The 26,192-nt window shown below is 66.2% G+C and carries 21 protein-coding genes and 1 other RNA gene; 10 read left to right on the top strand and 12 right to left on the bottom strand.

Annotation, left to right across the window (positions count from 1 at the left end; translation table 11 throughout):
* Window positions 1-35 precede the first annotated feature (35 nt).
* The 9 genes from panC to HTY51_RS12600 form a co-directional block, all read right to left on the bottom strand.
* Window positions 36-875 carry a pantoate--beta-alanine ligase gene (gene panC / locus HTY51_RS12640; protein WP_174253053.1) on the bottom strand — a complete coding sequence of 280 codons (840 nt, stop codon included), beginning with the start codon at window positions 873-875 and terminating at the stop codon, window positions 36-38.
* Between the two features lie 116 nt (window positions 876-991).
* Window positions 992-1,882, bottom strand: a complete 891-nt coding sequence (gene panB, locus HTY51_RS12635; RefSeq protein WP_254606878.1) for a 3-methyl-2-oxobutanoate hydroxymethyltransferase — start codon at window positions 1,880-1,882, stop codon at window positions 992-994.
* Window positions 1,883-1,919: 37 nt separating this feature from the next.
* Entirely contained in the window at window positions 1,920-2,942 is a 1,023-nt protein-coding gene (gene bioB, locus HTY51_RS12630; RefSeq protein WP_371733828.1) for a biotin synthase BioB, read from the bottom strand.
* Between the two features lie 14 nt (window positions 2,943-2,956).
* Window positions 2,957-3,382 carry an aspartate 1-decarboxylase gene (gene panD, locus HTY51_RS12625; protein ID WP_174253051.1) on the bottom strand — a complete coding sequence of 142 codons (426 nt, stop codon included), beginning with the start codon at window positions 3,380-3,382 and terminating at the stop codon, window positions 2,957-2,959.
* Between the two features lie 23 nt (window positions 3,383-3,405).
* Complete coding sequence (gene nadB / locus HTY51_RS12620; protein WP_174253050.1) at window positions 3,406-5,001, bottom strand: L-aspartate oxidase; 1,596 nt, start codon at window positions 4,999-5,001, stop codon at window positions 3,406-3,408.
* Window positions 5,002-5,020: 19 nt separating this feature from the next.
* Window positions 5,021-5,878 carry a ScpA family protein gene (locus tag HTY51_RS12615; protein WP_174253049.1) on the bottom strand — a complete coding sequence of 286 codons (858 nt, stop codon included), beginning with the start codon at window positions 5,876-5,878 and terminating at the stop codon, window positions 5,021-5,023.
* A 32-nt stretch (window positions 5,879-5,910) separates the two neighbouring features.
* Window positions 5,911-6,120 (bottom strand): DUF3460 family protein, encoded by a 210-nt coding sequence (locus HTY51_RS12610; RefSeq protein WP_174253048.1) that lies wholly within the window; start codon window positions 6,118-6,120, stop codon window positions 5,911-5,913.
* 70 nt (window positions 6,121-6,190) lie between these two features.
* Window positions 6,191-7,879 (bottom strand): SulP family inorganic anion transporter, encoded by a 1,689-nt coding sequence (locus tag HTY51_RS12605; RefSeq protein WP_174253047.1) that lies wholly within the window; start codon window positions 7,877-7,879, stop codon window positions 6,191-6,193.
* A gap of 42 nt (window positions 7,880-7,921) precedes the next feature.
* On the bottom strand, window positions 7,922-8,695 hold the full coding sequence (locus HTY51_RS12600; RefSeq protein WP_174253046.1) for a YoaK family protein: 774 nt from the start codon (window positions 8,693-8,695) through the stop codon (window positions 7,922-7,924).
* Between the two features lie 236 nt (window positions 8,696-8,931).
* Between HTY51_RS12600 and HTY51_RS12595 the strand changes: the two genes are divergently transcribed.
* The 3 genes from HTY51_RS12595 (at window position 8,932) to HTY51_RS12585 (ending at window position 11,001) form a co-directional block, all read left to right on the top strand.
* Window positions 8,932-10,095: a GGDEF domain-containing protein gene (locus HTY51_RS12595; RefSeq protein WP_174253045.1), complete on the top strand. Its 1,164-nt coding sequence runs from the start codon at window positions 8,932-8,934 to the stop codon at window positions 10,093-10,095.
* A 61-nt stretch (window positions 10,096-10,156) separates the two neighbouring features.
* A non-coding RNA gene (locus HTY51_RS12590) (sX9 sRNA) lies at window positions 10,157-10,230 on the top strand.
* 54 nt (window positions 10,231-10,284) lie between these two features.
* Window positions 10,285-11,001 (top strand): hypothetical protein, encoded by a 717-nt coding sequence (locus HTY51_RS12585; RefSeq protein ID WP_174253044.1) that lies wholly within the window; start codon window positions 10,285-10,287, stop codon window positions 10,999-11,001.
* A gap of 123 nt (window positions 11,002-11,124) precedes the next feature.
* Here HTY51_RS12585 and metG read toward each other — a convergent pair whose 3' ends face one another.
* On the bottom strand, window positions 11,125-13,191 hold the full coding sequence (gene metG / locus HTY51_RS12580; protein WP_174253043.1) for a methionine--tRNA ligase: 2,067 nt from the start codon (window positions 13,189-13,191) through the stop codon (window positions 11,125-11,127).
* 59 nt (window positions 13,192-13,250) lie between these two features.
* Window positions 13,251-14,516, bottom strand: a complete 1,266-nt coding sequence (locus HTY51_RS12575) for a patatin-like phospholipase family protein (protein WP_174253042.1) — start codon at window positions 14,514-14,516, stop codon at window positions 13,251-13,253.
* Between the two features lie 137 nt (window positions 14,517-14,653).
* Between HTY51_RS12575 and apbC the strand changes: the two genes are divergently transcribed.
* The 4 genes from apbC to fdhF all read left to right on the top strand — a co-directional run bounded on the left by apbC (window position 14,654) and on the right by fdhF (window position 22,122).
* Window positions 14,654-15,745: an iron-sulfur cluster carrier protein ApbC gene (apbC, locus tag HTY51_RS12570; RefSeq protein ID WP_174253041.1), complete on the top strand. Its 1,092-nt coding sequence runs from the start codon at window positions 14,654-14,656 to the stop codon at window positions 15,743-15,745.
* Between the two features lie 574 nt (window positions 15,746-16,319).
* Complete coding sequence (locus HTY51_RS12565; RefSeq protein ID WP_174253040.1) at window positions 16,320-17,273, top strand: LysR family transcriptional regulator; 954 nt, start codon at window positions 16,320-16,322, stop codon at window positions 17,271-17,273.
* 152 nt (window positions 17,274-17,425) lie between these two features.
* On the top strand, window positions 17,426-19,237 hold the full coding sequence (locus tag HTY51_RS12560; protein ID WP_174253039.1) for an NAD(P)H-dependent oxidoreductase subunit E: 1,812 nt from the start codon (window positions 17,426-17,428) through the stop codon (window positions 19,235-19,237).
* Entirely contained in the window at window positions 19,234-22,122 is a 2,889-nt protein-coding gene (fdhF, locus tag HTY51_RS12555) for a formate dehydrogenase subunit alpha (RefSeq protein ID WP_174253038.1), read from the top strand. The genes HTY51_RS12560 and fdhF overlap by 4 nt, the downstream gene beginning before the upstream one ends.
* A gap of 88 nt (window positions 22,123-22,210) precedes the next feature.
* Here fdhF and HTY51_RS12550 read toward each other — a convergent pair whose 3' ends face one another.
* On the bottom strand, window positions 22,211-22,774 hold the full coding sequence (locus HTY51_RS12550; RefSeq protein ID WP_174253037.1) for an outer membrane beta-barrel protein: 564 nt from the start codon (window positions 22,772-22,774) through the stop codon (window positions 22,211-22,213).
* A 211-nt stretch (window positions 22,775-22,985) separates the two neighbouring features.
* Between HTY51_RS12550 and HTY51_RS12545 the strand changes: the two genes are divergently transcribed.
* The 3 genes from HTY51_RS12545 to HTY51_RS12535 are packed head-to-tail and all read left to right on the top strand — an operon-like array spanning window position 22,986 to window position 26,191.
* A complete protein-coding gene (locus HTY51_RS12545) occupies window positions 22,986-23,546 on the top strand; it encodes a DUF3305 domain-containing protein (RefSeq protein WP_174253036.1) in 561 nt (186 codons plus the stop codon).
* Window positions 23,539-24,168: a DUF3306 domain-containing protein gene (locus HTY51_RS12540; RefSeq protein WP_174253035.1), complete on the top strand. Its 630-nt coding sequence runs from the start codon at window positions 23,539-23,541 to the stop codon at window positions 24,166-24,168. Before HTY51_RS12545 ends, HTY51_RS12540 begins: the two co-directional genes overlap by 8 nt.
* Window positions 24,095-26,191 (top strand): 4Fe-4S binding protein, encoded by a 2,097-nt coding sequence (locus HTY51_RS12535; RefSeq protein ID WP_254606877.1) that lies wholly within the window; start codon window positions 24,095-24,097, stop codon window positions 26,189-26,191. The genes HTY51_RS12540 and HTY51_RS12535 overlap by 74 nt, the downstream gene beginning before the upstream one ends.
* Window position 26,192 lies beyond the last annotated feature (1 nt).

Below are 26,192 nucleotides of genomic sequence, written 5' to 3'. Positions count from 1 at the left end.
CGGGTAATTGTTAGTCTTCGACGCAACATCGAGGTTTACACCTCGATGTTGTCAATCAGTCGCGTCGTACCGAGCTTGGCGGCGCCCAGTACGACGAGGCGGTCGGCGTGGGTGAGGTCGTCGGCCTGCGGGGGCTGCAGGTCGTGGCGGCGGCGCACGGTCAGGTAGTCGGGTAACCAGTGGCGGTCGGCCAGGGTTTTCATGGCGTGCTGTTCGATGGCGGCGATGTTGTGTTCACCCGCGCGCAGCATCGCGATCATGCTCTTGAGGGTGCGCGAGAGTTGCACCGCTTCGGCGCGCTCGCTGGCGCTCAGGTAGCCGTTGCGCGAGGACAGGGCCAGGCCGTCCTCGGCGCGTAGCGTCGCCCCGGTGACGATCTCGATGGGCAGGGCCAGCTGGGCCACCATGCGGCGGATCACCATCTGCTGCTGGTAGTCCTTGGCGCCGAACAGGGCCACGCGTGGCTGCACGATGTTGAAGAGCTTGAGCACCACGGTGCATACGCCCGTGAAGAAACCGGGGCGGAAGTGGCCTTCCAGGATGTCGGCCAGCTCGGTGGGGGGCTGCACCTTGTAGCCCTGGGGCTCGTGGTAAAGCTGTTGCTCGCTGGGGGCGAAGACCACGTCGCAGCCGGCGGCTTCCAGCTTGGCGCAGTCGGCCTCCAGCGTGCGCGGGTAGGTTCCGAAGTCCTCGTGCGGCAGGAACTGCAGGCGGTTGACGAAGATGCTGACCACCGTGACGTCACCCAGGGGTTTGGCCTGTTTCACGAGCGCGATGTGGCCCTCGTGCAGATTGCCCATGGTGGGCACGAAGGCCGGACGATTGAAGTTGGCGAGGTGTGCGCGCAGCTCCGCGATGGTGTGAATCAGCTTCATCGTCACGAATATAAAGGGTATTCAGTCGCGGGACACCGCGGAACCGGCTCCGCCGGGCCGCTGGTGTCGTCCCCCTCAGGGGGATGACGCCGCAGGCGGCTCAGGGGGAAGCCTGGTCACCAGGCGTGCTGAGAATTCACCGGGAAGGTCTTTTCCTTGACGGCCTTCACATACGCCTCCATGGCGCCGCGCACGCTGCCGGCGTCCGCCATGAAGTTGTGCACGAACTTGGCCATCTTGCCCAGGTTCATGCCCAGCATGTCGTGCAGCACCAGCACCTGGCCCGCGCAGTCCACGCCGGCACCGATGCCGATGGTGGCGCAGTGGGGCATGGCCTGGGTGATGTCGGCCGAGAGGGCGGCGGGCACCATCTCCAGCACCAGCAGGCTGGCGCCGGCGTCCTGCAACTCCAGTGCATGGCGCTTGAGCGTGGCGGCGGCTTCGTCGCCGCGGCCTTGCACGCGGTAACCGCCCAGGGCGTGCACGGTCTGCGGTGTCAGGCCCAGGTGGGCGCAGACCGGTATGCCGCGCTCGACCAGGAAACGCACGGTGTCGGCCGTCCAGCCGCCGCCTTCGATCTTGACCATGTGGGCGCCGGCCTGCATCAGCACGGCGGCGTTGCGGAAGGCCTGTTCCTTGGACTCATGAAAGGTGCCGTAGGGCATGTCGCCGATGATCCAGGCCGTGCCCTGCACACGCCGCACGCCGCGTGTGACGCTTTCCACGTGGTAGCGCATGGTTTCCAGCGAAACCCCCACGGTGCTGGACAGGCCCTGGCAGACCATGCCCAGGGAGTCACCGATCAGGATGCACTCCACGCCGGCGGCGTCGGCCACGGCCGCGAAGGTCGCGTCGTAGGCGGTCAGCATGGTGATCTTCTCGCCGCGCGCGTGCAGCTCCTGCAGGCGCGGCAGGCTGATGGGCTTGCGGGTGGCGGGTGCCGAGGCCGGGGGCAGGGTGCCGTAGGGCGAGGCGGCGTTGTTCGAGGTGGAGGTCGGGGTGCTCACGGTGGTCTCCAGAAGGTTGCGAGGGGCGGAAAACGGATCAGGTCTTGCCGGGTGGCTGCTGGGCCGGGCCCATGCCCAGGCGCTGCAGCAGCTGCACATCGGCTTCGGTGTCGGGGTTGCCGGTGGTCAGCAACTTGTCGCCGTAGAAGATGGAGTTGGCGCCGGCCAGGAAACACAGGGCTTGGATGGCCTCGCCCATCTGCTGGCGGCCGGCCGACAGGCGCACGCGCGCTTTCGGCATGGTGATGCGGGCCACGGCGATGGTGCGCACGAACTCGAAGGGATCGAGCGGCGCCTGGTCGGCCAGGGGCGTGCCTTCCACGCGCACCAGGTTGTTGATGGGCACGGACTCGGGGTAGGGGGCCAGGTTGGCCAGCTCGGCGATCAGGCCGGCGCGCTGGCGGTGGGTCTCGCCCATGCCGACGATGCCGCCCGAGCAGACCTTGACGCCGGCACCGCGCACGCGTGCCAGCGTGTCCAGGCGTTCCTGGTAGTCGCGCGTGGTGATGATGTCGCCGTAGAAATCAGGGGCGGTGTCGAGGTTGTGGTTGTAGTAGTCCAGGCCGGCGTCGCGCAGCTGCTCGGCGTGGCCTTCATTCAACATGCCCAGGGTGGCGCAGGTCTCCATGCCCAGATCCTTCACGCCGCGCACCAGTTCGGCCACCTTCTCGATGTCACGGTCCTTGGGCTCGCGCCAGGCCGCGCCCATGCAGAAACGGGTGGCACCGGCGTCCTTGGCGCGGCGGGCGGCGAACAGCACCTCTTCCAGCTCCATGAGCTTGGAGGCTTTCACGTCGGTGTCGTACTTGGCCGATTGCGGGCAGTAGCCGCAGTCCTCCGGGCAGCCGCCGGTCTTGACCGAGAGCAGGGTGGCGAACTCGACCCTGGTCGGATCGAAATGTTCGCGGTGCACGGTCTGGGCGCGGTACAGCAGCTCGGGGAAGGGCAGCTGGAACAGGGCCTCGATGGCGTCCACGCTCCAGCGCTCGGCCTTGGGCACGGCGGCCACGGGAGCCTTGGGGCGGTGCAGGGTGATGGTTTGTTCGGTCACGGTCGTCATGTCGGTTCTCGAATTTATGCGCTGTCGCCGCCGTGGTGTTCGGTGTGCACCGGCACATGGGAGGCTTCCTGCACCGGGATGTGGCTGCGCTGTTCCTTGATGCGGTTGTTGCCGTCGACGAAAACCAGCTTGGGTTCGAAACCCTTGCACTTGTCTTCCGGCACCTGGGCAAAGGCCGCGATGATGAGCAGATCGCCCACGGCGGCGCGGCGTGCGGCCGAGCCGTTCACGGAAATGATGCCCGAGCCGCGCTCGCCGCGGATGGCATAGGTGATGAAACGCTCGCCGTTGTTGATGTTCCAGATGTGAACCTGTTCGTTCTCCATCATGTTGGCGGCTTCCAGCAGGTTCTCGTCGATGGCGCAGGAGCCCTCGTAGTGCAACTCGCAGTCGGTGACGGTGGCGCGGTGGATCTTGGATTTGAGCAGGGTGCGGTACATGGCGTCTTTCTCCTCGCGGCCGTTCAATGGGCCGGCGGGACCAGGATGGTGGGTTGTGCAGTGGCGTCGGTCTGCGGATAGTCGCGGCTGAAATGCAGGCCGCGGCTTTCATGGCGGGATTGTGCGCTGCGTACGATCAGGTCGGCAACCTGCACGAGGTTGCGCAGCTCCAGCAGGTCGCGCGTGACGTGGAAACTGGAATAGAACTCCTGGATCTCCGAGCGCAGCAGTTCGATGCGGTGCGCCGCGCGCTCCAGGCGCTTGTTGGTCCGCACGATGCCCACGTAGTCCCACATGAAACGGCGCAGCTCGTCCCAGTTGTGCGAGATCACCACGGCCTCGTCGGCGTCGGTCACGCGGCTGTCGTCCCAGGCCGGCAGGGTGGGCACGGCGACCGCCTGTTCGCGGGTGATGGCGGTGGCCGCGGCGCGCGCATAGACCATGCACTCCACCAGCGAATTGCTGGCCAGGCGGTTGGCGCCGTGCAGGCCGGTGTAGGCGGTCTCGCCCACGGCGTACAGGCCGGGCAGGTCGGTGCGGCCATCGAGGTCGGTGACCACGCCGCCGCAGGTGTAGTGCGCGGCCGGCACCACGGGAATGGGCTGCTTGGCCATGTCGATGCCCAGTTCCAGGCAGCGCGCATAGATGTTGGGGAAATGCTCCAGCAGGAAGGCCTTGGGCTGGTGCGAGATGTCCAGGTAGACGCAGTCCAGGCCGTGCTTTTTCATCTCGAAGTCGATGGCGCGGGCCACCACGTCGCGTGGCGCCAGTTCCTCGCGCGCGTCGTGCGCGGGCATGAAGCGGGTGCCGCCGGCCGATGCCGGCAGCAGCAGCTTGCCGCCCTCGCCGCGCACCGCTTCGCTGATCAGGAAGGACTTGGCCTGCGGGTGGTACAGGCAGGTGGGGTGGAACTGGATGAATTCCATATTGCCCACGCGGCAGCCGGCGCGCCAGGCCGCGGCAATGCCGTCGCCGGTGGCGGTGTCGGGGTTGGTGGTGTAGACGTAGACCTTGCCGGCACCGCCCGTGGCCAGGATGGTGTGTGGCGCACTGAAGGTGTCCACCACGTCGGTGACCTCGTTCAGCGCGTACAGGCCCAGGCAGCGCTGGCCGCTCAGGCCCAGCTTGGGCGCCGTGATCAGGTCCACCAGCATGTGGTGCTCGAACAGGGTGATGTTGGGGGTGGCCCGCACCTTGCCCATCAGCGTGTCCTGCACGGCCGCGCCGGTGGCGTCGGTCACGTGCACGATGCGGCGTTCGCTGTGGCCGCCCTCGCGTGTGAGGTGCAGCTGGCCGTGTTCCTGCGAGAAGGGCACGCCCAGGCCCTGCAGCCAGCGGATGCTCTCGGGTGCCTGCTCCACGACAAAACGGGTGGCGTCCAGGTCGCACAGGCCGGCGCCGGCCACCAGCGTGTCCTGCACATGCGAGGCCAGGGTGTCGCCTTCGCCCATGACGGCGGCAATGCCGCCCTGGGCCCAGCGGCTGGAGCCGTCGTTGAGCTCGCGTTTGGTGATGACGGCCACGCGGTGGGTGCTCGCCAGGTGCAGGGCGGCGCTCAGGCCTGCCAGGCCGCTGCCGACGATGAGCACGTCAAAGGAGTGATGGGAGGTCGGGGCCACGCAGGGTCTCGCGTCAGGTTCAGGCCGGCGAGTACGCCAGCCGCACGTAGATGGGGGCGAAGGCCTCGGCCTGGGTGATGTCGATCAGGCTTTCCTTGGCCAGCTCCAGCAGGGCGATGAAGGTCACCACCAGCACGGGCACGCCCTTGGTGGCGTCGAACAGGTGCTCGAACTCGACGAACTTCTGGCCCTGCAGGTGGCGCAGCACGATGCTCATGTGCTCGCGCACCGAGAGCTCCTCGCGCGAGATCTTGTGGTGCTGCACGAGTTTGGCGCGCTTGAGGATGTCGGCCCAGGCTTCCTGCAGGTCCACCACGTGCACGTCGGGGAAACGCGGCTGCAGCGACTGCTCGATGTAGACCTGCGCCTTGAGGAAGTCGCGTCCGTACTGCGGCAGGTTGCCCAGGCCGGCGGCGGCGATCTTGATCTGCTCGTATTCGAGCAGGCGGCGCACCAGCTCGGCGCGCGGGTCCTCGGCCTCTTCGCCCTCGGCCGCCTTCTTGGGCGGCAGCAGCATGCGCGACTTGATCTCGATCAGCATGGCCGCCATCAGCAGGTATTCGGCCGCCAGTTCCAGGTTGCGATCGCGCACCTGGTCCACATAGGTCAGGTACTGGCGCGTGACCGCCGCCATGGGAATGTCGAGGATGTTGAAGTTCTGCTTGCGGATCAGGTAGAGCAGCAGGTCCAGCGGGCCTTCGAAGGCTTCCAGGAAGACCTCCAGCGCATCGGGCGGGATGTACAGGTCCTGCGGCATCGTGAACAGCGGCTCGCCATACAGGCGTGCCACGGCCACGTGGTCCACCACCTGGGGCATGGCCGCCGCATGCGGGGCCTCGGCGGCGGGCCGGCCGGCGCTGTCGTGGAGATCGCTCATCGCGTGTTTTGTGGCGGGCGTGGGCCCGTCGCTTACTTCGTGCCGCTGGTCTGGTAGACGTAGGGCTGCTGCTGCACGCGGGCCGACTGGTAACCCTCCCAGGCCTGGCGGTCCACGGACTGGTCCCACAGCAGGTCGCGGCCCTGGCGCTGGCGCGCTTCCAGGTCCGGCTTCTCGGTCTTGAGCTGCTGGATGAACTGGGTGGTGTCGGACTGGTAGTCGGGGCGGCGGAACAGATGCATGGGGCTGGTCTTTCTCGACAGGAACCGGGCATTTTAGCCCCTGGCTCCGGGGCCGAACCCGGGCCGGTATTCAGGGTACGGCCAAGGTGGCGGCGGCCAAGCCGCCGGCCAGGTCCGGGCAGACGTCTGCGGCCGGCAGTGCGGCCAGCAGCCCGCTGCGCCTGGCAATGTCCAGCGGCTGGTGCGCCAGGCCGCAGAGGATCAGGCGCACTCCGCGTTTCTGGCAATGGCGCGCCAGGTCCAGCAGGGTGTCGGCGCCAGAGGAATCCACGTAGATCAGGTTCTTCAGGTCCAGCACCAGGGCGCGGGCGGGCAACTGGTGTTCCATGTCCTCCACCAGCTTGACGGCGCCGAAAAACAGGGCGCCGTAGAGCCGCCAGGCCCGCACCTGGCCGTCCTGGCTCGCCAGGACGGGCTGGTCCTGCGCGCTCACGGCCTCGGCGCGGGTCAGGCTGGAGATGCGGTAGATGAAGGTCAGGCAGGCGGCGATCAGGCCCACCTCCACCGCCACCGTCAGGTCCACGATGACGGTCAGGCCGAACACGGCCAGCAGGGTGATGCGGTAGGGCATGCGGTACTGGCGCAACTGCACGAATTCGCGCCATTCGCCCATGTTCCAGGCCACGTAGACCAGGATGGCGGCCAGCGCCGCCAGCGGGATGTGCCGGGCCAGGGGCGCGGCCACCAGCACCACGGCCAGCAGGGTGAGCGCATGCACCATGCCCGCCACCGGGCTCACGGCACCGCTTTTGGCGTTGGTGACGGTGCGGGCAATGGTGCCGGTGGCCGGCATGCCGCCGAAGAAGGGGGTGACGAAGTTGGCGAGACCCTGGGCCATCAGCTCCTGGTTGGGGTCGTGCCGGTCCTCGGTCAGGCCGTCGGCGATGCGTGCGCACAGCAGGGATTCGATGGCGCCCAGCAGGGCCAGGGTGAGCGCGGGCATGAGCAGGAAACGCACCGTGCTCCAGCTGAATTCAGGCCAGACGAAGGCGGGCAGGCTGGCCGCAATGCCGCCGAAGCGGCTGCCGATGGTCTCGACCGGCAGCGCCAGCAGTTCGCTGGCGCCGGTGGCCAGCCCCAGCGCCACGATGGTGCCGGGGATGAGGGTGAGCTTGCCCGAGAACTGCAGCTTTTGCGGGCCCAGGCGCGGCATGGCGTGCTGCCAGGCCACCAGCAGGGCCAGGGTGCCGACGGACAGCGCCAGCGCGGCCAGGTTCACGGTGTGCAGGGCCCCGCCCAGCGCGGACAGCATGGCGAAGAAGCTGGCAGGCACGCTGGCCAGCTCCAGGCCCAGGAAGTCCCGCACCTGCGACAGCATGATGAGCACGGCAATGCCGTTGGTGAAGCCGATCACCACGGCGATCGGGATGAAGCGGATCAGCGTGCCCAGGCGGAACAGGCCCATGAGGAAGAGCAGCACACCCGACATGGCGGTGGCGATGATCAGGTTGGCCAGGCCGTAGCGCTCCAGGATGCCGTAGACGATGACGATGAAGGCGCCGGCCGGCCCGCCGATCTGCACCCGGCTGCCACCCAGGGCGGAGATCAGGAAGCCGGCAATGATGGCGGTGAACAGGCCGGCCTCGGGCTTGAGGCCGGAGGCGATCGCAAAGGCCATGGCCAGCGGCAGGGCCACCACGCCCACCGTGAGGCCGGCGCCGACGTCGCGGGCGAAATGCGCTCGGCCATAGCCGGGCAGGGTGTCGAGCAGCTTGGGGCGGAAAGCGGCCAGGCGGCTGGCGGACTCGGCGGCGGGCATGGCGACCCAGTGTACCCCCGGTCGCTGCGGTCGGATACCGTTTCAGCCCGGTGTCGCGGGCGGCGCCAGGCGGCCGTGGCGCAGGTCATACAGCAGCGGGCCGGACACCAGCAGGCCCAGCAGGACCGCCAGCGGCACGGTGGTGATGTAACCCCAGAATTTGAAACCCAGGGCACCCAGCACACCGCCGGCAAAGAAGGCGGCGATCAGCGAGAGGTGGATGCGCAGCTTGCGCCGGTTGGCCACCACCTTGGCCGGGGCGGGTGAGCGGTTGAAATAGAGCAGCTTGCCCAGCTCGATGCCGATGTCGGTCACCAGGCCGGTCACGTGGGTGGTGCGGATCTCGGCGTTTGACACCTTGGTGATCACCGCGTTCTGCAGGCCCATGATGTAACAGAGCAGCAGCACGGTGAGCGGGGCGAACAGCTCGGCATGCAGGTTGATGGCCGCACCGAACAGGCCGAAGACCAGCAGCAGGCTGGTTTCCAGCGCCAGCGGCCGGGCAAAGGCGCTGCGCAACTGGCGCCGTTGGCCCCAGTTGACCATCAGGGCCGTGGTCATGGCGCCGCCCACGAAGGCGGCGATGGCCGCCAGGCTGGCCGCCACCAGGGCGAACTGGCCCAGCACCAGGTGGTCGGCCACCGCGGAGAGCAGGCCCGTCATGTGCGAGGTGTAGTGGCCGATGGCCAGGAAACCGCCGGCATTGGTGGCCCCGGCGATGAAACTCAGGCAGATGCCCAGGCGCAGGTTGACGACGGGGGAGCGGTGTACGTCGGTCCACCAGTGGGGGTGGGACGAGGGCCGGGGGCTGGGCATGCGTCCAGTTTAACGGCAGCTTCCATTTCGCCAGGCGATATGCAAGGTGTTGCCCTATGACCCTTTTGGGGGATAGGCAGGCCGGCAGGCCTTGCCTACATTGGAGGGGCTGCTGTCACAGCCATCAGGCAAAAGGGGCACACCGGCGACGAGGAATGCCGGTGTGCCCTCTTTTTTCCAGGTAGACAAACACAACAGGCAGGCCCGTTCGCCCCCCCGTTCCATCAGGTTCTCCGGTGAAGCATCTGGCAGATTTCGTAGGCATGACGGGCCATCGCTGGCTGACGTCGCTGGCCGTGCTCGTGCTGCTGGCCACCGTCGGCCTGAGCGGTGGCCTGGTCCTGCTGGCGCCGTCCGGCTGGCCGACCTGGGTGGCCGCCGTGCTGGGTGCGTCCCTGGTCCTGGGTTTGCTGCTGCTGGGACGTGCGGTCATGCGCCAGACGCTGAACAGCGAGTACGAACGCCAGTCCCTGGAAATGGGGCACCAGTGCCTGCAGGAGGCCATCGAGGCCCTGCCCCTGGGGGTGGCCGTCTACGACCAGCACGACCGGCTGGTGCTCTTCAACAAGGCTGCGACCGAAATGGCCCCCTACCGTTACGGCGGTGAGCTGCTCGGCCAGTCTTTCGAGGCCATCATCCGTCGTTCGCTGCAACAGGGCGCCATTGCGGACGCCCTGGGGCGCGAGGAAGAATGGTTGCGCGAGCGCCTGGCCGTGCGCGGCCAGCTCAACCGCCCCCTGCTGCGTTCGCGCCCCGACGGGCGCTGGATGCACCTCTACGAGGTCAGCACGCCCTCGGGCTGCCTGGTGATGGCGCGGCTGGACGTGACCGAGCTGGTGCAGAAGAGCATGGCGCTGGAGCGCAGCAACCAGCAGCTGGAGCTGCTTTCGGCCACCGACGGCCTGACCGGCCTGGCCAATCGCCGCCAGTTCGACCAGCACCTTTATGCCGAATGGCAGCGCAGCATGCGCAGCGGCCAGCCCATTTCCCTGCTGCTGATCGACATCGACCACTTCAAGCGCTACAACGACCGCTACGGCCACCTGGCCGGCGACGCCTGCCTGCGCCAGGTGGCGGGCATCCTCTACGACTGTGCGCAGCGTTCGGGTGAGCTGGTGGCGCGTTACGGCGGCGAGGAGTTTGCCCTCCTGCTGCCCGGCGCCGATGGCGACGTGGCCATGACCGTGGCCCAGCGCTGCATGGACGAGATCGCCAAGGCCCGCATGCCGCACGAGGATTCGCCCGTGTCCGAGTTCCTGACCTGCAGCATCGGCGTGGCCACCGTGGTGGCCGTACAGGACCTGGTGCCCGAGAGCCTGGTGCGCTGCGCTGACGAGGCGCTGTACCGGGTCAAGAACGGGGGGCGTGGGCATTACATCGTCGCCCCCTGCCCGGCCTGAAACTCACGCATCCATCTACTGCGCAAACCGCATGCGGCGTTGGGCGGTGCGCGCCATCCTCATGGACCCAAGTCCATTCCGGTTCCTGCGCTCCGTCCGCCTTGCCTGAGGGCTGCTCGCTACGGTTTCTTCACAAGTTTTTCTTTGATCGATGTGGCTGACTGCATCAAAATGAAATCGGGAGCATTCATGAAAACGCAGATACCGCTATTCGTCTACGCGTTGCTGGCCGCAGCACTTCAGGTCATGCCGGAGGAGGTGCGCGCCGACTATTTCATTCATGGCGAAGGCAAAAAGCAGTCGTTTTGCGAGGCGATTCTTGCGGCATTGAATCAAAGCAAGCCGACGTTCGAAAAGCTTCCTTGCATCTCTGAGGAAATACTGAAGCTCCCTGGCGTGACCGACCCGGCTTGGGAGAAGCTCGATTTGTCACAGCATGAGGAGTTAGCCAAAAAACTATATGTCCTCAATTCAGTGGGCTCGCAGGAGTATTTCCGCGTCCAGAAACTGATGCCGCAGATGTATCCTTCCTCGGAACAGCAGCAGCGCTTCGTAGATATCAGAAAAAGATCGGGCGCGGAGTTGTTTGTATTGCGCTTGTCGCCGGAGTTGTCTGGTGATCAAGCCCTGGTGACATTGCGCTACAAGAATGAACTATGTGGGCGCCCGTCGCAACAGCGTGGTGAAAGTGAGGATAGTGCTTGGGTCACATCTGATCTAACGGATATCGCAACCGGCCCTGGCCTGTTCAACTCCAGGGCAGCGCGGCCACTGATGTACCGTGGAAGGCTATATCTGGTCAGGCCATATGGAACGGATGATGCACTGGAAGTCTTTGTGCCACGCTCAGCGACCCTCATCCCCGTTTGCGATATCCGCTTTACAAGCGGCGTCACGTTTAAGTAGTAGCGATCAGGATCAGATCTTGTCTTTTGCCTGAAGCAGCCTCTCACTGACGGATTCGCTGCATCACTTGAGGGTGCATGCGGATGATTCACCCGCCGATGCCACTTCAGCGAACGAAGAGTCTCAGCGCACCCGCATGCCGGGTTGCGCGCCCGGCCAGGGGTTGAGCACGTAGATGCCGGGTTCGGCTTTCTCGTCGGCGTGGCTGGCGGCGAGCACCATGCCTTCCGACACACCGAACTTCATCTTGCGCGGGGCCAGGTTGGCGACCATCACGGTGAGCTTGCCCACCAGGTCCTCGGGTTTGTAGGCGGAGGCGATGCCGCTGAAGACATTGCGCGTCTTGCCTTCGCCCACGTCCAGCGTCAGGCGCAGCAGTTTGGTGGAGCCTTCGACCGGCTCGCAGTTGACGATCTTCGCGATGCGCAGGTCGATCCTGGCGAAGTCGTCGATGCTGATGGTCGGCGCGAGTTCTTCACCGCCGGGCAGGACCTTCTCGGGCTCGGGCGCAGAAGGGGCTTCGAACAGCGACTCCAGCTGCTTGATGTCCACGCGCTGCATCAGGTGCTTGTACTCGCCGATGACGTGGCCGCCGCCCAGGGTGCGCGACGCATCGCTCCACATCAGGGGCGGGACCTTGAGGAAGGCCTCGACCTGCGCGGCCAGGGCCGGCAGCACCGGCTTGAGGTAGATGGTCAGCAGGCGGAAGGCTTCGATGCAGACGGTGCAGACATCGTGCAGGTGGCTGTCCATGCCCTCCTGCTTGGCCAGTTCCCAGGGTTTGTTCTGGTCCACGTAGGCGTTGACGCGGTCGGCCAGCAGCATGATCTCGCGCAGGGCCTTGCCGTATTCGCGCTCGGCATACAGCTCGGCCAGGTTGGCGGCGCCGTCGCGCAGGTGCGCCAGCAGGGCGTCACCGTCACCCGAGATGTCGCTGCCCAGCTTGCCGCCGAAACGTTTGCTCAGGAAACCGGCCGCGCGCGAGGCGATGTTGATGTATTTGCCCACCAGGTCGCTGTTGGCACGGGCCATGAAGTCGTCGGCGTTGAAGTCGATGTCTTCGTTGCGGCCGCTGAGCTTGGCGGCCAGGTAATAACGCAGCCACTCGGGGTTCATGCCCAGCGCCAGGTACTTGAGCGGGTCCAGGCCGGTGCCGCGGCTCTTGCTCATCTTCTCGCCGTTGTTCACGGTGAGGAAGCCGTGCACGAAAACCTTGTCCGGCGTCTTGCGGCCGCTGAACTTCAGCATGGCGGGCCAGAACAGGGTGTGGAAGGTCACGATGTCCTTGCCGATGAAGTGATACTGCTCCAGCGCCGGGTCGGCCATGTAGGCCTCGTAACTCTGGCCGCGCTTGTCCAGCAGGTTCTTCAGCGAGGCGAGGTAACCCACGGGCGCGTCCAGCCACACGTAGAAGTACTTGCCGGGCGCGCCGGGGATCTCGATGCCGAAGTAGGGCGCGTCGCGCGAGATGTCCCAGTCGCCCAGGCCTTCGCTGCGCGTGCCGTCCGGGTTGGTGCGCACGGTGAACCACTCGCGGACCTTGTTGGCCACTTCCGGCTGTAGGCGGCCGTCCTGCGTCCACTCTTCCAGGAAGGCCACGCAGCGCGGGTCGGAGAGCTTGAAGAAGAAATGCTCCGAGCTTTTGAGCACCGGCTTGGCGCCCGACAGGGCCGAGTAGGGGTTCTTCAGGTCGGTGGGGGCGTAGACGGCGCCGCAGACCTCGCAGTTGTCGCCGTACTGGTCTTTCGCACCGCACTTGGGGCACTCGCCCTTGATGAAGCGGTCCGGCAGGAACATGGCCTTTTCGGGGTCGAAGAACTGCTCGACCACCTGGCTGGCGATCAGGCCGTTGGCCTTGAGGTCCAGGTAGATCTGCTGCGCCAGCTGGTGGTTCTCGGGGCTGTCGGTCGAGCTCCAGTTGTCGAAGGCGATGTGGAAACCGTCCAGGTAGGGCTTGCGGCCGGCGGCGATGTCGGCCACGAATTGTTGCGGCGTCTTGCCCGCCTTCTCGGCGGCGATCATGATGGGCGCGCCATGGGTGTCGTCGGCCCCGACGAAGTTCACCTCGTGCCCCAGCATGCGCTGCAGCCGCACCCAGATATCGGCCTGGATGTACTCCATGATGTGGCCGATGTGGAAGTTGCCGTTGGCGTAGGGCAGGGCGGTGGTGACGAAGAGCTTGCGGGTCATGGGGCCGTCTTTCGGAGGGAACCCGTGATTTTAGTCGGCCCGCACTGCGGACCGCGGATTCAGACGCGCAGCGGGTCGCGCCGGCGTTCGATCCGGGGTTCGGCCGGCGCCAGGTCCCAGCCGAAAAAGCGGCAGACCTCGTCTTCCTGGCGCAGGGTGTCGGCGTGGCCCAGGGCCATGAGCTCACGCGTGTAGGCGGCTTCGAACAGCAGGTAGCTGGTGAGGGCGCCGCCCTTGATGTCGGCCTTCTTTGAGGACACCCCCAGCCCGCCCAGCAGGCTGCGCACGGCGTGCGGCAGCGCGTCGGCATGTTTGGCGGCGATCTGGTCCAGCCGCTCGGAGGGCGAGATCACCAGCAGCTCCACCGGCTTGAGGGCGCTGGCCTGGCGCGCCTCACGCGGGATCAGGCCCAGCGTCTGGTTGATGCGCCGGATGCGTTCGATGTCCACCGCCAGCGCGTCCAGGAAGATGCTGGACATGGCGTGGCCGGCGATCTGTGCCAGCGAGGGATAGGTGCCGGGCGCGGCGCGTTTGAGGGTGTCGCGCGGCTCGCTCATGCGGCCGGCGCCCACCACCAGGATGCGCTCGGACCCCAGGTGGATGGCCGGTGCCACCGGCGCCGTCTGGCGCATGGAGCCGTCGCCGAAGTATTCGGTGCCGCCGTTGATGGGCAGGGCCTTGGCCGGGAAGACGAAGGGGATGGCCGAGGAGGCCAGCAGGTGCTCGTGCGTGATGCGGTCGCGCACGGCCAGGCGCTGCGAGCGCACCCAGGGCTGCAGCTCTTCGCCGCCTTCGAAGAAGGTGACGTGGTGGCCCGAGCTGTAGCTGGAGGCGGTGACGGCCAGCGCCTGCAGGTGGCCCTGCGCGATCAGGCCGGGCAGGCGCTCCAGCGGCACCATGGTGCGCAGCAGTTCTTCCAGCGGCGAGTTGTCCAGCAGCGAGCGCGGCTTGATGCGGCGCCAGCGCGCAATCAGCCAGCCCAGCGAGAGCAGGCTCATCCAGCGCGCGCCGCTGCGCAGCACGCTCAGCAGGTCGGCCTCGTAGACCTGGCTGGCCTCGAAGTTCTCCCAGACCGAGACGATGCGCTGCACCGCGAGATCAAAGTCGTCGGCGCCGCAGGCCAGCGAAGCGGCGTTGATGGCGCCGGCCGAGGTGCCGGTGATGATGGAGAAGGGACTGGAGGGCGGTGCGTCCGGAACGCGGGCGCGGCGCAGTTGGGCCAGCGCCTGCAGCACGCCCACCTGGTAGGCGGCACGTGCGCCGCCGCCGGTCAGCAGCAGACCGATGCGGGGCGGGGTCGTGTCGGGGATGCCCGTGCTTGCCATGCTTGATTATGGGGTGCTTCAGCGGTGGGAGTACTCCCACAGCAGTGCGGGAAACCCCGGGGGTGAGCAATATGCCCGAATCGGCGGGGTTATCCATGCCACAGCTAGACTATGTGCACTACAGGAGATATCCCAACATGGCAGTGACAGAACAGACGGTGCTTGAGGCCCTCAAGACCGTGGTGGACCCGAACACGGGCAAGGATTTCGTTTCCAGCAAGGCTGTCAGGAACCTGACCGTGCAGGATGGCGACGTTGCCTTCGACATCGAACTGGGCTACCCGGCCAAGAGCCAGATCCCCGGTTTCCGCAAGGAACTGATTGCTGCGGCCAAGGGCGTGGCGGGCGTCAACAACGTCTCGGTCAACATCAACGTCAAGATCGTCGCGCATGCCGTGCAGCGCGGCGTGGCCCTGCTGCCCAAAGTGAAGAACATCGTGGCCGTGGCCTCGGGCAAGGGCGGCGTGGGCAAGAGCACCACCGCCGTCAACCTGGCCCTGGCCCTGGCAGCCGAAGGCGCCAGCGTGGGCATCCTGGACGCCGACATCTACGGCCCCAGCCAGCCCATGATGATGGGCATCGACGGCCGGCCCGAGAGCGAGGACGGCCAGACCATGGAGCCGCTGGAGAACTACGGTGTGCAGGTCATGTCCATCGGTTTCCTGGTCGCGCAGGACGAGGCCATGATCTGGCGCGGCCCCATGGCCACGCAGGCGCTGGAGCAGCTGCTGCGCCAGACCAACTGGAAGGACCTCGACTACCTCATCGTCGACATGCCGCCGGGCACCGGCGACATCCAGCTCACGCTCTCGCAGCGTGTGCCCATGACGGGCGCCGTCATCGTGACCACCCCGCAGGACATCGCCCTGATCGACGCCAAGAAGGGCATCAAGATGTTCGAGAAGGTGGGTGTGCCCATCCTCGGACTGGTCGAGAACATGGCGGTGCACATCTGCAGCAACTGCGGCCACAGCGAGCACATCTTCGGCGTGGACGGTGGCAAGAAGATGGCGGCCGAATACGGTATGGCCTACCTGGGGGCGTTGCCGCTGAACATGCAGATCCGCGTGCAGGCCGACAACGGCAAGCCCACGGTCGTGGCCGACCCGGACGGCGAGGTGGCTGGCATCTACAAGGCCGTGGCGCGGCAGGTGGCCCTGGCGATTGCGGCCAAGAACAAGGACTTTTCGAACAAGTTCCCGAGTATCAAGATTTCGAAAGAGACTTGAGGTTTTGTGGCGCCTTTTTGCCGTGAGGCGGGAGGCTTTGTCATTGTTTTATCCCCTGCGGGGCACCTCGTTCCCCCCACTCATCCCCCCGCCCTTCTCTACCCCCGCCGGGGTAGAGAAGGGGGCCTCGATTCGGATTCTGGTCTCCGGCGCCGCTACTACGGCGCGTGAGGTCGCGAGCGTCCTCGCCGACCGAGACTGTATGCCTACGGTCGTAGAGAGCGCACACGGACCGGCACGCCACCGCTGGCGGCTGCGCCAGCCAGTGACGAAACCTGTCTTGTGCACAGCCGGCCGCGCAGCGGCCGCTGTCCTTGGCATGCCCGGGCTCAACCCCTTACTACGACCGTAGGCCAGGAATCTCGGCTCACCAGCCACGGTGGTGACGCTCCGCTTCATAAAAGCGTATCCAAGACGCCAACCACCAAATCCAGGCCCCCTTCTCTACCCCGGCGGGGGTAGAGAAGGGCGGGGGGATGAGTGGGGGGTTACAAAAGCTAAGCAAGAAACAACCAGACCCAAAGCGACAGGACATGCTTCCGATTTCATACCCCGTGTCTTGTACGATGCGAACATGAATCTCCTGGTCTCCATGCGCTACCTCGTCGCCCTGGACGAGCACAAACATTTCGCCCGCGCAGCCCAGTCCTGCTTCGTCACGCAGCCAGCTCTCTCCAACGCCATCCGCGCGCTGGAGGAGGAGTTCGGCTCGTCCATCGTCAAGCGCGGCCGCACCTTCGTCGGTTTCACGCCCGAGGGTGACCGCCTGCTGGAGAGCGCGCGCCGTATGCTGCGCGAGGAGGAACTGCTCAAACAGGACCTGAGCAGCGTCAGCGGCCAGCCGCAGGGGCGCCTGGCCGTCGGTGTCGTGCCCTCGGCCGAACCGGTGGCGGCGCGTTTTGCCGCCATGCTGCAGGCGCGCCACCCCGGCATCAAGCCCGTGGTGCGTTCCATGAGTTCGCAGGAGATCGAGGAGGGGCTGGAGCAGCTCACCCTGGACATGGGGCTGGGTTTCATCGAGCGCGTGCGCCCCGGCGTCGGCAAGCTGCAGACGGTGCCGCAATACACCGAGCACTATTTCCTGGTGCGCAAGGCCGTCCAGCCGCCGGATCCGGACGCACAGGGCATGCGGTTCGGCGCCCCCATGCCCTGGCAGGAAGCGGCCGCGCTGCCCCTGTGCCTGATGACCTCAGAGATGTACAACCGCCACATCGTGGACGGCGCCTTTGCCGAGGCCGGTGTCCGGGTCCAGCCGGTGCTGGAAACCAATTCCCTGCTGACCCTGGCGCTCAGCGCCGTGGGCGGTTCGGTCTGCGCCGTCATGCCCGGCGCGCTGGTGGGGGCGGTGCGCGCCTACCGCGAACTGGAAGCACAGCCGCTGAGCAGCCCCGAAGTGCGTACTTCCATCGGCTTCATGTTCCAGACGGCCGAGCGGCATTCGCGCCCGCTGGAAGCCGCCCTGACCCTGGCGCAGGATGCGGCCTGGCTGCGTCATGCGGCGGCACACAGCGGGCTCTTGCACGCCTGAAGCCGCCTAGGCGGCGGTTTTTGATTACTGCGGCTGCTTTTTGCAGCAGAGCTTCATTTATTTTTTGAATGACGACATGTTTCCATGCAATTTGACCCGGGATGGGGCCGGGCGGACACTGCGCGCATAGTTATGAACCGAGGGACATACCCATGAACCATCCAGGCCGCAAAGGCGAAGTCCAGGCCGTGGCCGTCGCCACCGTCGACGACCTGCGTGAACGCATCCGCCGCAAGAGCAAGCTCAAGGGCCGCCAGGCCGACGACAAGTCGCTGGCCGAAGTCATCACCCTGATCGGTGCCAAACCGGCCAACGGCCATCGCCGTGACCTGCTGATCGAGCACCTGCACAAGCTCAACGACGCCTACCGCTGCCTGTACGACCGCCACCTGGTGGCGCTGGCCAGGGAGATGAACATCCCCATGGCCGAGGTCTACGAGGTGGCCACCTTCTATCACCACTTCGAAGTGGTCAAGGGCGACGAGAAGGCCCCCGGCCTGACCGTGCGCGTCTGCGATGGCCTGAGCTGCGAGATGCATGGTGCACAGAGCCTGATGAGCAAGCTGCAGACCACCCTGGGTGGCGACGTGCGTGTGCTCCACGCCCCCTGCGTGGGTCGCTGCGAGCAGGCCCCGGTGGCCGTGGTGCACCAGAACCCGGTGCTGCGCGCCACGCCCGAGAGCGTGGCCAAGGCCGTGAAGGCCGGTGCCAGCACGCACCCCAAGTCCAGCGGCAAGGCGACCTTCGAGCCGGCGGCCCTGGCCCTCAAATCCATCTCCCCCGCGCCCAGCCAGCAGCAGGTCTCGCCCGACTTCGTGGGTTTTGATGCCTACAAGGCCAAGGGCGGCTACCAGCTGGCGGCCAACCTGCTCAGTGGCAAGCAGGACGTGGAAGCCGTCATCAAGGCCATGGAAGACTCGGGCCTGCGCGGTCTGGGCGGCGCCGGTTTCCCGGCCGGGCGCAAATGGCGCATCGTGCGCGACCAGCCCGCTCCCAAGCTGATGGCCGTGAACATCGACGAAGGCGAGCCCGGTACCTTCAAGGACCGCACCTACCTGGAGCGCGATCCGCACCGTTTCCTCGAAGGCCTGCTGGTCGCCGCCTATGCCGTGGGCGTAGGCGCCTGCTACATCTACCTGCGCGACGAGTACCATGGCGCGCGCGCCCTGCTGGAGGCCGAGCTGGCCGCGCTGCAGGCCAACCCGCCCTGCCCGCTGCCGCTGATCGAGCTGCGCCGCGGTGCCGGCGCCTACATCTGCGGCGAAGAGTCGGCCATGATCGAGAGCATCGAGGGCAAGCGTGGCGAACCCCGCATGCGCCCACCCTACATCGCCCAGGTCGGCTTGTTCGGCCGCCCTACGCTGGAGCACAACTTCGAGACACTCTACTGGGTGCGCGACATCGTGCAGAAGGGCCCGAGCTGGTTCTCCGGTTTCGGTGCCAACGGCCGCAAGGGCCTGCGCAGTTTCAGCGTCAGCGGCCGGGTCAGGCACCCGGGTGTCAAGCTGGCGCCGGCCGGCATCACCATCCGCGAGCTGGTCGACCAGTATTGCGGCGGCATGCTCGACGGCCATGAGCTGTATGCCTACCTGCCGGGTGGCGCCTCGGGCGGCATCCTGCCGGCCAGCATGGGCGATATCCCGCTGGACTTCGACACCCTGCAGCCCTACGGCTGTTTCATCGGTTCGGCCGCCGTCATCGTGCTGAGCCAGCAGGACACGGCGCGCGAAGCCGCCGTGAACATGATGCGCTTCTTCGCCGACGAGAGCTGCGGCCAGTGCACACCCTGCCGCGTGGGCACGGCCAAGGCCGTCAAGCTCATGGAAGCCACCAAGTGGGACAACGAGACGCTGGAAGACCTGTGCCAGGTCATGGCCGACGCCTCCATCTGCGGCCTGGGCCAGGCCGCGCCCAACCCCATCCGCTGTGTCCAGAAATACTTTCCCCAGGAGCTCGCATCATGAATGCACCTGCCAAGCTCAACGAAGTCACCCCGCAGGTCGTCGAGTTCACGCTCGACGGCAAAAAGGCCCAGGCCTACGCCGGTGAAACCATCCTGACCGTGGCCAAGCGCATGGGCATGGAGATCCCGCACCTTTGCTACAAGGAAGGCATGCGCGCCGACGGCAACTGCCGCGCCTGCGTGGTCGAGGTCAAGGGCGAGCGCACCCTGGCCCCCAGCTGCTGCCGCAGCGCCACTGCCGGCATGGAGGTGCAGAGCAAGAGCGAGCGCGCCGTCAAGAGCCAGAAGATGGTGCTGGAGATGCTGCTCTCCGACATGCCCGACACCGGCTACAAGTGGGACGAGCAGGACGAGAAACTGCAGCACGGCGAACTGTCGCAGTGGGCCGACCAGGTGGGCGTGACGGTACGCCCCGCACTCAAGGCCCTGCGCCGCGAGCAGCCCAAGGCCGACATCTCGCACCCGGCCATGGCCGTGAACCTGGACGCCTGCATCCAGTGCAACCGCTGCGTGCGCGCCTGCCGTGAAGAGCAGGTGAACGACGTGATCGGCTACGCCATGCGCGGCAGCCACAGCGAGATCGTGTTCGACCTGAACGACCCCATGGGCGACAGCACCTGCGTGGCCTGCGGCGAGTGCGTGCAGGCCTGCCCCACGGGCGCCCTCATGCCCAAGACACGCATCGGATCGCAGCAGGTCGACAAGAAGGTCGACTCGGTCTGCCCCTTCTGCGGTGTCGGTTGCCTGATCACCTACAACGTCAAGGACAACAAGATCATCAGCGTGGACGGACGCGACGGCCCGGCCAACCACAACCGCCTGTGCGTCAAGGGCCGTTTCGGTTTCGACTACGCGCACAACCCGCAGCGCCTGACCAAGCCGCTGATCCGCAAGGCCGGCGTGCCCAAGGACCCGGAGGCCATCGACGAGCTGAACCGCCAGATGAGCGAGGACCCGTCCATCATCGGCACCATGTTCCGCGAAGCCACGTGGGACGAGGCACTGGACCTGGCCGGCGGCGGCCTCAGGAACCTGCGCGACAAGTACGGCCTCAAGGCCCTGGCCGGTTTCGGCTCGGCCAAGGGCAGCAACGAAGAGGCCTACCTCTTCCAGAAACTGGTGCGCACCGGCTTCGGCAGCAACAACGTCGACCACTGCACGCGCCTGTGCCACGCCTCCAGCGTGGCCGCCCTGCTCGAAGGCGTGGGATCGGGTGCCGTGTCCAACCAGGTCAATGACGTGGAGCATTCCGGTCTCATCTTCGTGATCGGCTCCAACCCCACGGCCAACCACCCGGTGGCGGCCACCTGGATGAAAAACGCCGCCAAGGCCGGCGCCAAGATCGTGCTGGCCGACCCGCGCATCACCGACATCGGCAAACACGCCTGGCGCACGATGCAGTTCAAGCCCGACACCGACGTGGCCATGCTCAACGCCATGATCTACACGGTGATCGAAGAGGGCCTGGTGGACAAGGACTTCGTGAAGAAGCGCGCCAGCAACTTCGAGGCCCTCAAGGCCAACGTCAAGGGCTACAGCCCCGAGGCCATGGAGCCCATCTGCGGCATTCCCGCGCAGAAGCTGCGCGAGGTGGCACGCGAGTTCGCCACCTCCAAGGCCTCCATGATCCTGTGGGGCATGGGCGTGAGCCAGCACGTGCACGGCACCGACAACGCCCGTTGCCTGATCGCCCTGTGCGCGGTGACCGGCCAGATCGGCAAGCCCGGTTCCGGCCTGCACCCGCTGCGCGGCCAGAACAATGTGCAGGGCGCCAGCGACGCCGGCCTGATCCCCATGATGTTCCCGAACTACCAGCGCGTGGACAACAAGGACGTGCACCAGTGGTTCGAGAAGTTCTGGAACACCAAGCTCGACGACCGCCCGGGTTACACCGTGGTGGAGATCATGCACAAGGCCCTGGTCGACGACAGCGATCCGCACAAGATCCACGGCATGTACGTCGAGGGTGAGAATCCCGCCATGAGCGACCCCGACCTGAACCACGCCCGCCACGCGCTGGCCGAGCTCAAGCACCTGGTGGTACAGGACATCTTCATGACCGAGACCGCCTGGCTGGCCGACGTGATCCTGCCCGCCACCGCCTGGCCTGAGAAGACCGGCACCGTCAGCAACACCGACCGCATGGTGCAGATGGGCAAGCAGGCCGTCACGCCGCCTGGCGAGGCCAAGCCGGATCTCTGGATCATCCAGCAGATTGCCAAGCGCATGGGCCAGGACTGGAACTACCCTGGTGAACACGCCGGTGTGGCCGCCGTCTACGAGGAAATGCGTCAGGCCATGCACGCTGTCATCTCGGGTATCACCTGGGAGCGCCTGGAGAAGGAATCCAGCGTGACCTATCCCTGCCTGAGCGCCGAAGACCCGGGCCAGCCCACCGTCTTCATCGAGGATTTCCCCACGGCCGACGGCAAGGTCAAGCTCGTGCCGGCCGACATCATTCCGGCCAACGAACGCCCCGATGCCGAGTTCCCCTTCGTGCTCATCACCGGCCGCCAGCTCGAACACTGGCACACCGGCAGCATGACGCGCCGTTCGGGCGTGCTCGACGCCATCGAGCCCATCGCCACCGCTTCCATGTGCGGTGACGACATGGCCGAGCTGGGCCTGGCGCCCGGCGACGTGGTGACCGTGGCCTCGCGCCGCGGCCAGGTGGCCATCCACCTGCGCCGTGACGACGGCACGCCCCGCGGCGCCGTCTTCATCCCCTTCGCCTATTACGAGGCGGCGGCCAACCTGATCACCAACGCCGCACTCGACCCTTTCGGCAAGATCCCGGAGTTCAAGTACTGCGCGGTGGCCATCCGCCGCGGCGGTACGCCGGCCAAGACGCAGGGTTTCGGTGCGGCGGAGGCCATGCTGGGCTGAAGTCGCCTGTTCCCGGAAAGAAAAAAGGCCTTGCACCCAGGTGCAAGGCCTTTTTAAGCTCGATCTGGCTTGTGCTCTGAGGCGTCAATCAGAAACTGAAGACGCCAGCCACGTTCAGCGTACCCATACGACCGCTGAGTGCTCCGGCACCTGCCTCGTAATCGTAGCTGCTCAGCGCTACGCGAAGTGCGGCGTGCTGGGTGAAAGAATAATCGATCATTCCGCCGAACGAGATGCCTGCCTTGGTTTGATCCGCGGGGACCGTCAGAACATAGCCGGGTGTTGCAGAGAGCTTGGTGCTTATCGAAGTCAGTCCGACCTTGCCGGAGAAGGTCCAGTTGCCCACGGGTTTGCTGAATACACCGGAGAGACCGTAGCCGCTGGCCTTGAGATGCACGCCGGTGTCTTTGAAATCTCCCGTGCTCAGATACTCCGCTTCAACGGCAAAATTTTCGTTGATTCTGGCGCCGCCAAAGAACACTGAAGAAGATGTTGAATAGTCTGAGGTGTTTCCAGTGGAGGTATTTTTGATACTGGAGAAAGCACTGCCTCCCCCGAAACCGATGTAGCCCTTGATGTTTTGGGCCATGACCGTGGTGGACAGGCAGGTCAGGGCGGCGAGTGCGAGAAATTTGAATTTCATGGTTTTCATGGATCTGACGAAATGAAGGTTTGCCTCGGTGTCGAGGTCTTCTTGTGGAAGACTGAATCGACAGGGCCGGGCGAGCTTACCGGGGGAGAGCGTGTGACCGTATCCCCCATTTGGGGGATGGCACAACATATGTCGGACCGGCGCTTGCGACAATTTGTCGCAGTCAATCACGTATGCAGGGACTTTCCTATCCGCTACAGTCTCACCTGATATGAGTACCCAGCAGCCCTCCCTCCAAGTCGCGGTCGTCATGCGCAAGGTGCGCATCACCGGCCCCATGAGCCGCTGGCAGCCCTGGCGCTGGGAACTGGCGGACGTGGTGGCACACGAGCCCGCCTTCGGCACCGAACCACGCCGGCTGCGCCAGGACGAGAACGGCGAGCACTGGCTGCACCCGAACTTCACGGTGGAACTCTTCCGCGACGATGCCGAGGGTTATTACCTCAATGCCACGACGCCGGCGCCCTGCTGGTTCGTGCTGTGGCGCATGGAGGAAGAGGCCACCGTTTCTGATGAGCCGATTCCCCGCCCGGCGGCCGTGTCGGTGAGTTACCACGATGCCGGCCGCTGGCTGGACGCGCAGGAGACGGTGGAGCAGGTGCCGGCGCCGCCCGAGGTGGTGGCCTGGTTCCAGGCCTATGCCGACGAGCACTACAAGATCGAACCCAAGAAGCGCAAGCGGCCCGACAGCTTCAAGCCGCTGACCGACCGCTTCGGCAACCCGGCCTCGGTGAGCACGGAGAAGAAATTCGGCGGGGGCGAGCATGGCTGACGGCTTCCTGGGCCGCTGGGCGCAGCGCAAGCAGGCGGTGCGCGAGGGCAAGCCCATAGAAGAGCCGGTCGTGCCCGTCGCGACGCCGGCTCCGCCGGTGTCCGCGCGCAGTGAGCCCGTGGCCGCTGCACCGCAGGCCGCGCCCGTGGTCGAGCCGCCACCGCCACCACCCACGCTGCAGGACGCGCAGGCCCTGACGCCCCAGTCCGATTTCAAGCGTTTCGTCGCCGCCGACGTGGACCCCGAGGTAAAAAACGCGGCCATGAAGCAGCTGTTCACCGATCCGCACTTCAATGTGATGGACCGCATGGACGTCTACATCGACGACTACTCCATCCCCGACCCGCTGCCGGAATCGATGCTGCGCCAGATGGCCAGCGCCAAATTCCTGAACCTCTTCGATGACGAGGAAGAGAAAGACAAGAAACCAGGGGCAGGGCTGACCCCTAGCCCGTCGCCCGCTGCGCAAACTGATAATCCGCCCATGGTGGCAGCGAACCCCGGTTTGCCGCCCCCCGCCGCCACGGCCCACCTGAACGATCGAGACCATGTCGACCCTGATTTGCGACTGCAACAAGACCATGCCGTTGGACCCCAAGGGTCTGGGCGCGGTCCTCAATGAAAACCTGACGCTGCACAGCACCCTGTGCCGGCGCGAGGCTGGGGCCTTCCAGCAGGCGCTGGGCCAGGGCGAGGACGTGGTGGTGGCCTGCACGCAGGAAGCCCGCCTCTTTGGTGAGATCGCCGAGCAGACCGAGGGCGCCAGGGCGGTGCCGATCCGCTTCGTCAACATCCGCGAGACCGGGGGCTGGAGCAAGGACGCAGCGAAGGCCATGCCGAAAATGGCGGCACTGCTGGCCGCCGCGCGCCTGCCCGATCCCGAACCCGTGCCCACCGTCACGTACAAGAGCGCCGGGCGCCTGCTCATCATCGGTGCGCTGGACGCAGCGGAGCGCGCTGCCGAGCTGCTGGCCGACACCCTGGATGTCAGCATCTTCAGCACCGGCCCCGGGACGGACGGCGGTTGGCAGGAGCGCCGTTATCCCGTGCTGGCCGGCAGGATCGAGGCGCTCAGCGGCTGGCTGGGTGCCTTCGAGCTCAAGTGGCAGCGCAACAACCCCATCGACCTGGACCTGTGCACGCGCTGCAATGCCTGCATCGACGCCTGCCCGGAGAATGCCATCGGCTTCGACTATCAAATTGATAGCGCCGTGTGCAAATCGCACCGGGCCTGTGTCAAGGCCTGCGGCGTGGCCGGGGCCATCGACTTCACGCGCGAGCCGCAGGCCGACAGCGAGACCTACGATCTGGTGCTGGACCTGCGCAGTACGCCTGCCTTCGCCCAGCACGCCAGGCCCCAGGGTTATTTCATGTGGGACGGCCAGAACCAGCGCACCCTCATCGAGCTGCGCGGCCTGGTCGGCGAATTCGAGAAGCCCAAGTTCTTCGTCTACAAGCAGAAGCTCTGCGCGCACAGCCGCAACGAGAAGGTGGGCTGCAATGCCTGCATCGAGGTCTGCTCGGCCTCGGCCATCAGTTCAGACAAGGGCAAGCAGCAGATCAAGGTGAACCCCAATCTCTGCGTGGGTTGCGGTGCCTGCACCACGGTCTGCCCCAGCGGCGCGCTGTCCTTTGCCTACCCGCGCGCGGGCGAGCAGGGCGTGAAGCTCAAGACCCTGCTCTCCACCTACCTGCGTGCTGGCGGCAAGCAGCCCGCGCTGCTGCTGCACAGCCAGCAGGCCGGTACCCGGTTGATCGGCGACCTGGGCCGCGCTGCACGTGTGGACCCGGACATGCTGGGCGTGCCGGCGCGCGTGATCCCCGTGCCGGTCTGGCACACCGCCTCGCTGGGCCTGGACGTCTGGCTCTCGGCCGTGGCCTACGGTGCGACGAATGTCTGGGTGCTGATGACGGGCGAGGAAGCGCCCCAGTACCTGGAGGCCGTGCGCGCCCAGATGGACGTGGCGCAGGCCATCCTCACCGGCCTGGGCTACCAGGGCGAACACTTCCGCATCCTGCACGCGCGCGATGCGCGCGACCTGGCCGCGCTGGATGCCGACCTGCAGCTGCCGGCTGCGCAGGGCGTGGCCAAGCCCGCCGGTTTTGCCGTGCAGGCCGACAAACGCGCCACGCTGGAGCTGGCGCTCGATCATCTGCTGACGCACGCGACGTTGGCAGAACCCAAAGCCGAGGTGATCGCCTTGCCGGCCCTGGGCTCACCGCTGGGCGCGCTGGCCATCAACAAGGACAGCTGCACCATGTGCCTGAGCTGCGTGAACGCCTGCCCGGCCAGCGCACTGCAGGACAACCCCAACGCACCGCAGCTCAAGTTCATCGAGAAGAACTGCGTGCAATGCGGCCTGTGCGTCAAGACCTGCCCGGAAAAGGCACTGTCACTGATCCCGCAGCTGCGCCTCACGCCGCAGCGCAAGGAAGCCGTGGTGATCAACGAGATGCAGCCCTACGCCTGCGTGCGCTGTGGCAAGCCCTTCGGCACGCTCAAGGGCATCGAGGCCATGCTGGGCAAGCTGGCCGGCCATTCCATGTTCCAGGGCGAAGCGCTGGAGCGGCTGAAGATGTGCGGCGACTGCCGCGTGATCGACATCTACAGCAATCCGAACGAATCCAAGATCACCGACCTTTGAA

The sequence above is a fragment of the Rhodoferax sp. BAB1 genome (genome assembly GCF_013334205.1).
Taxonomy (GTDB): domain Bacteria; phylum Pseudomonadota; class Gammaproteobacteria; order Burkholderiales; family Burkholderiaceae_C; genus Hylemonella.
The sequence above is the reverse complement of the archived record's forward strand: the minus strand, read 5'-3'. Positions and strand labels throughout refer to the sequence as shown.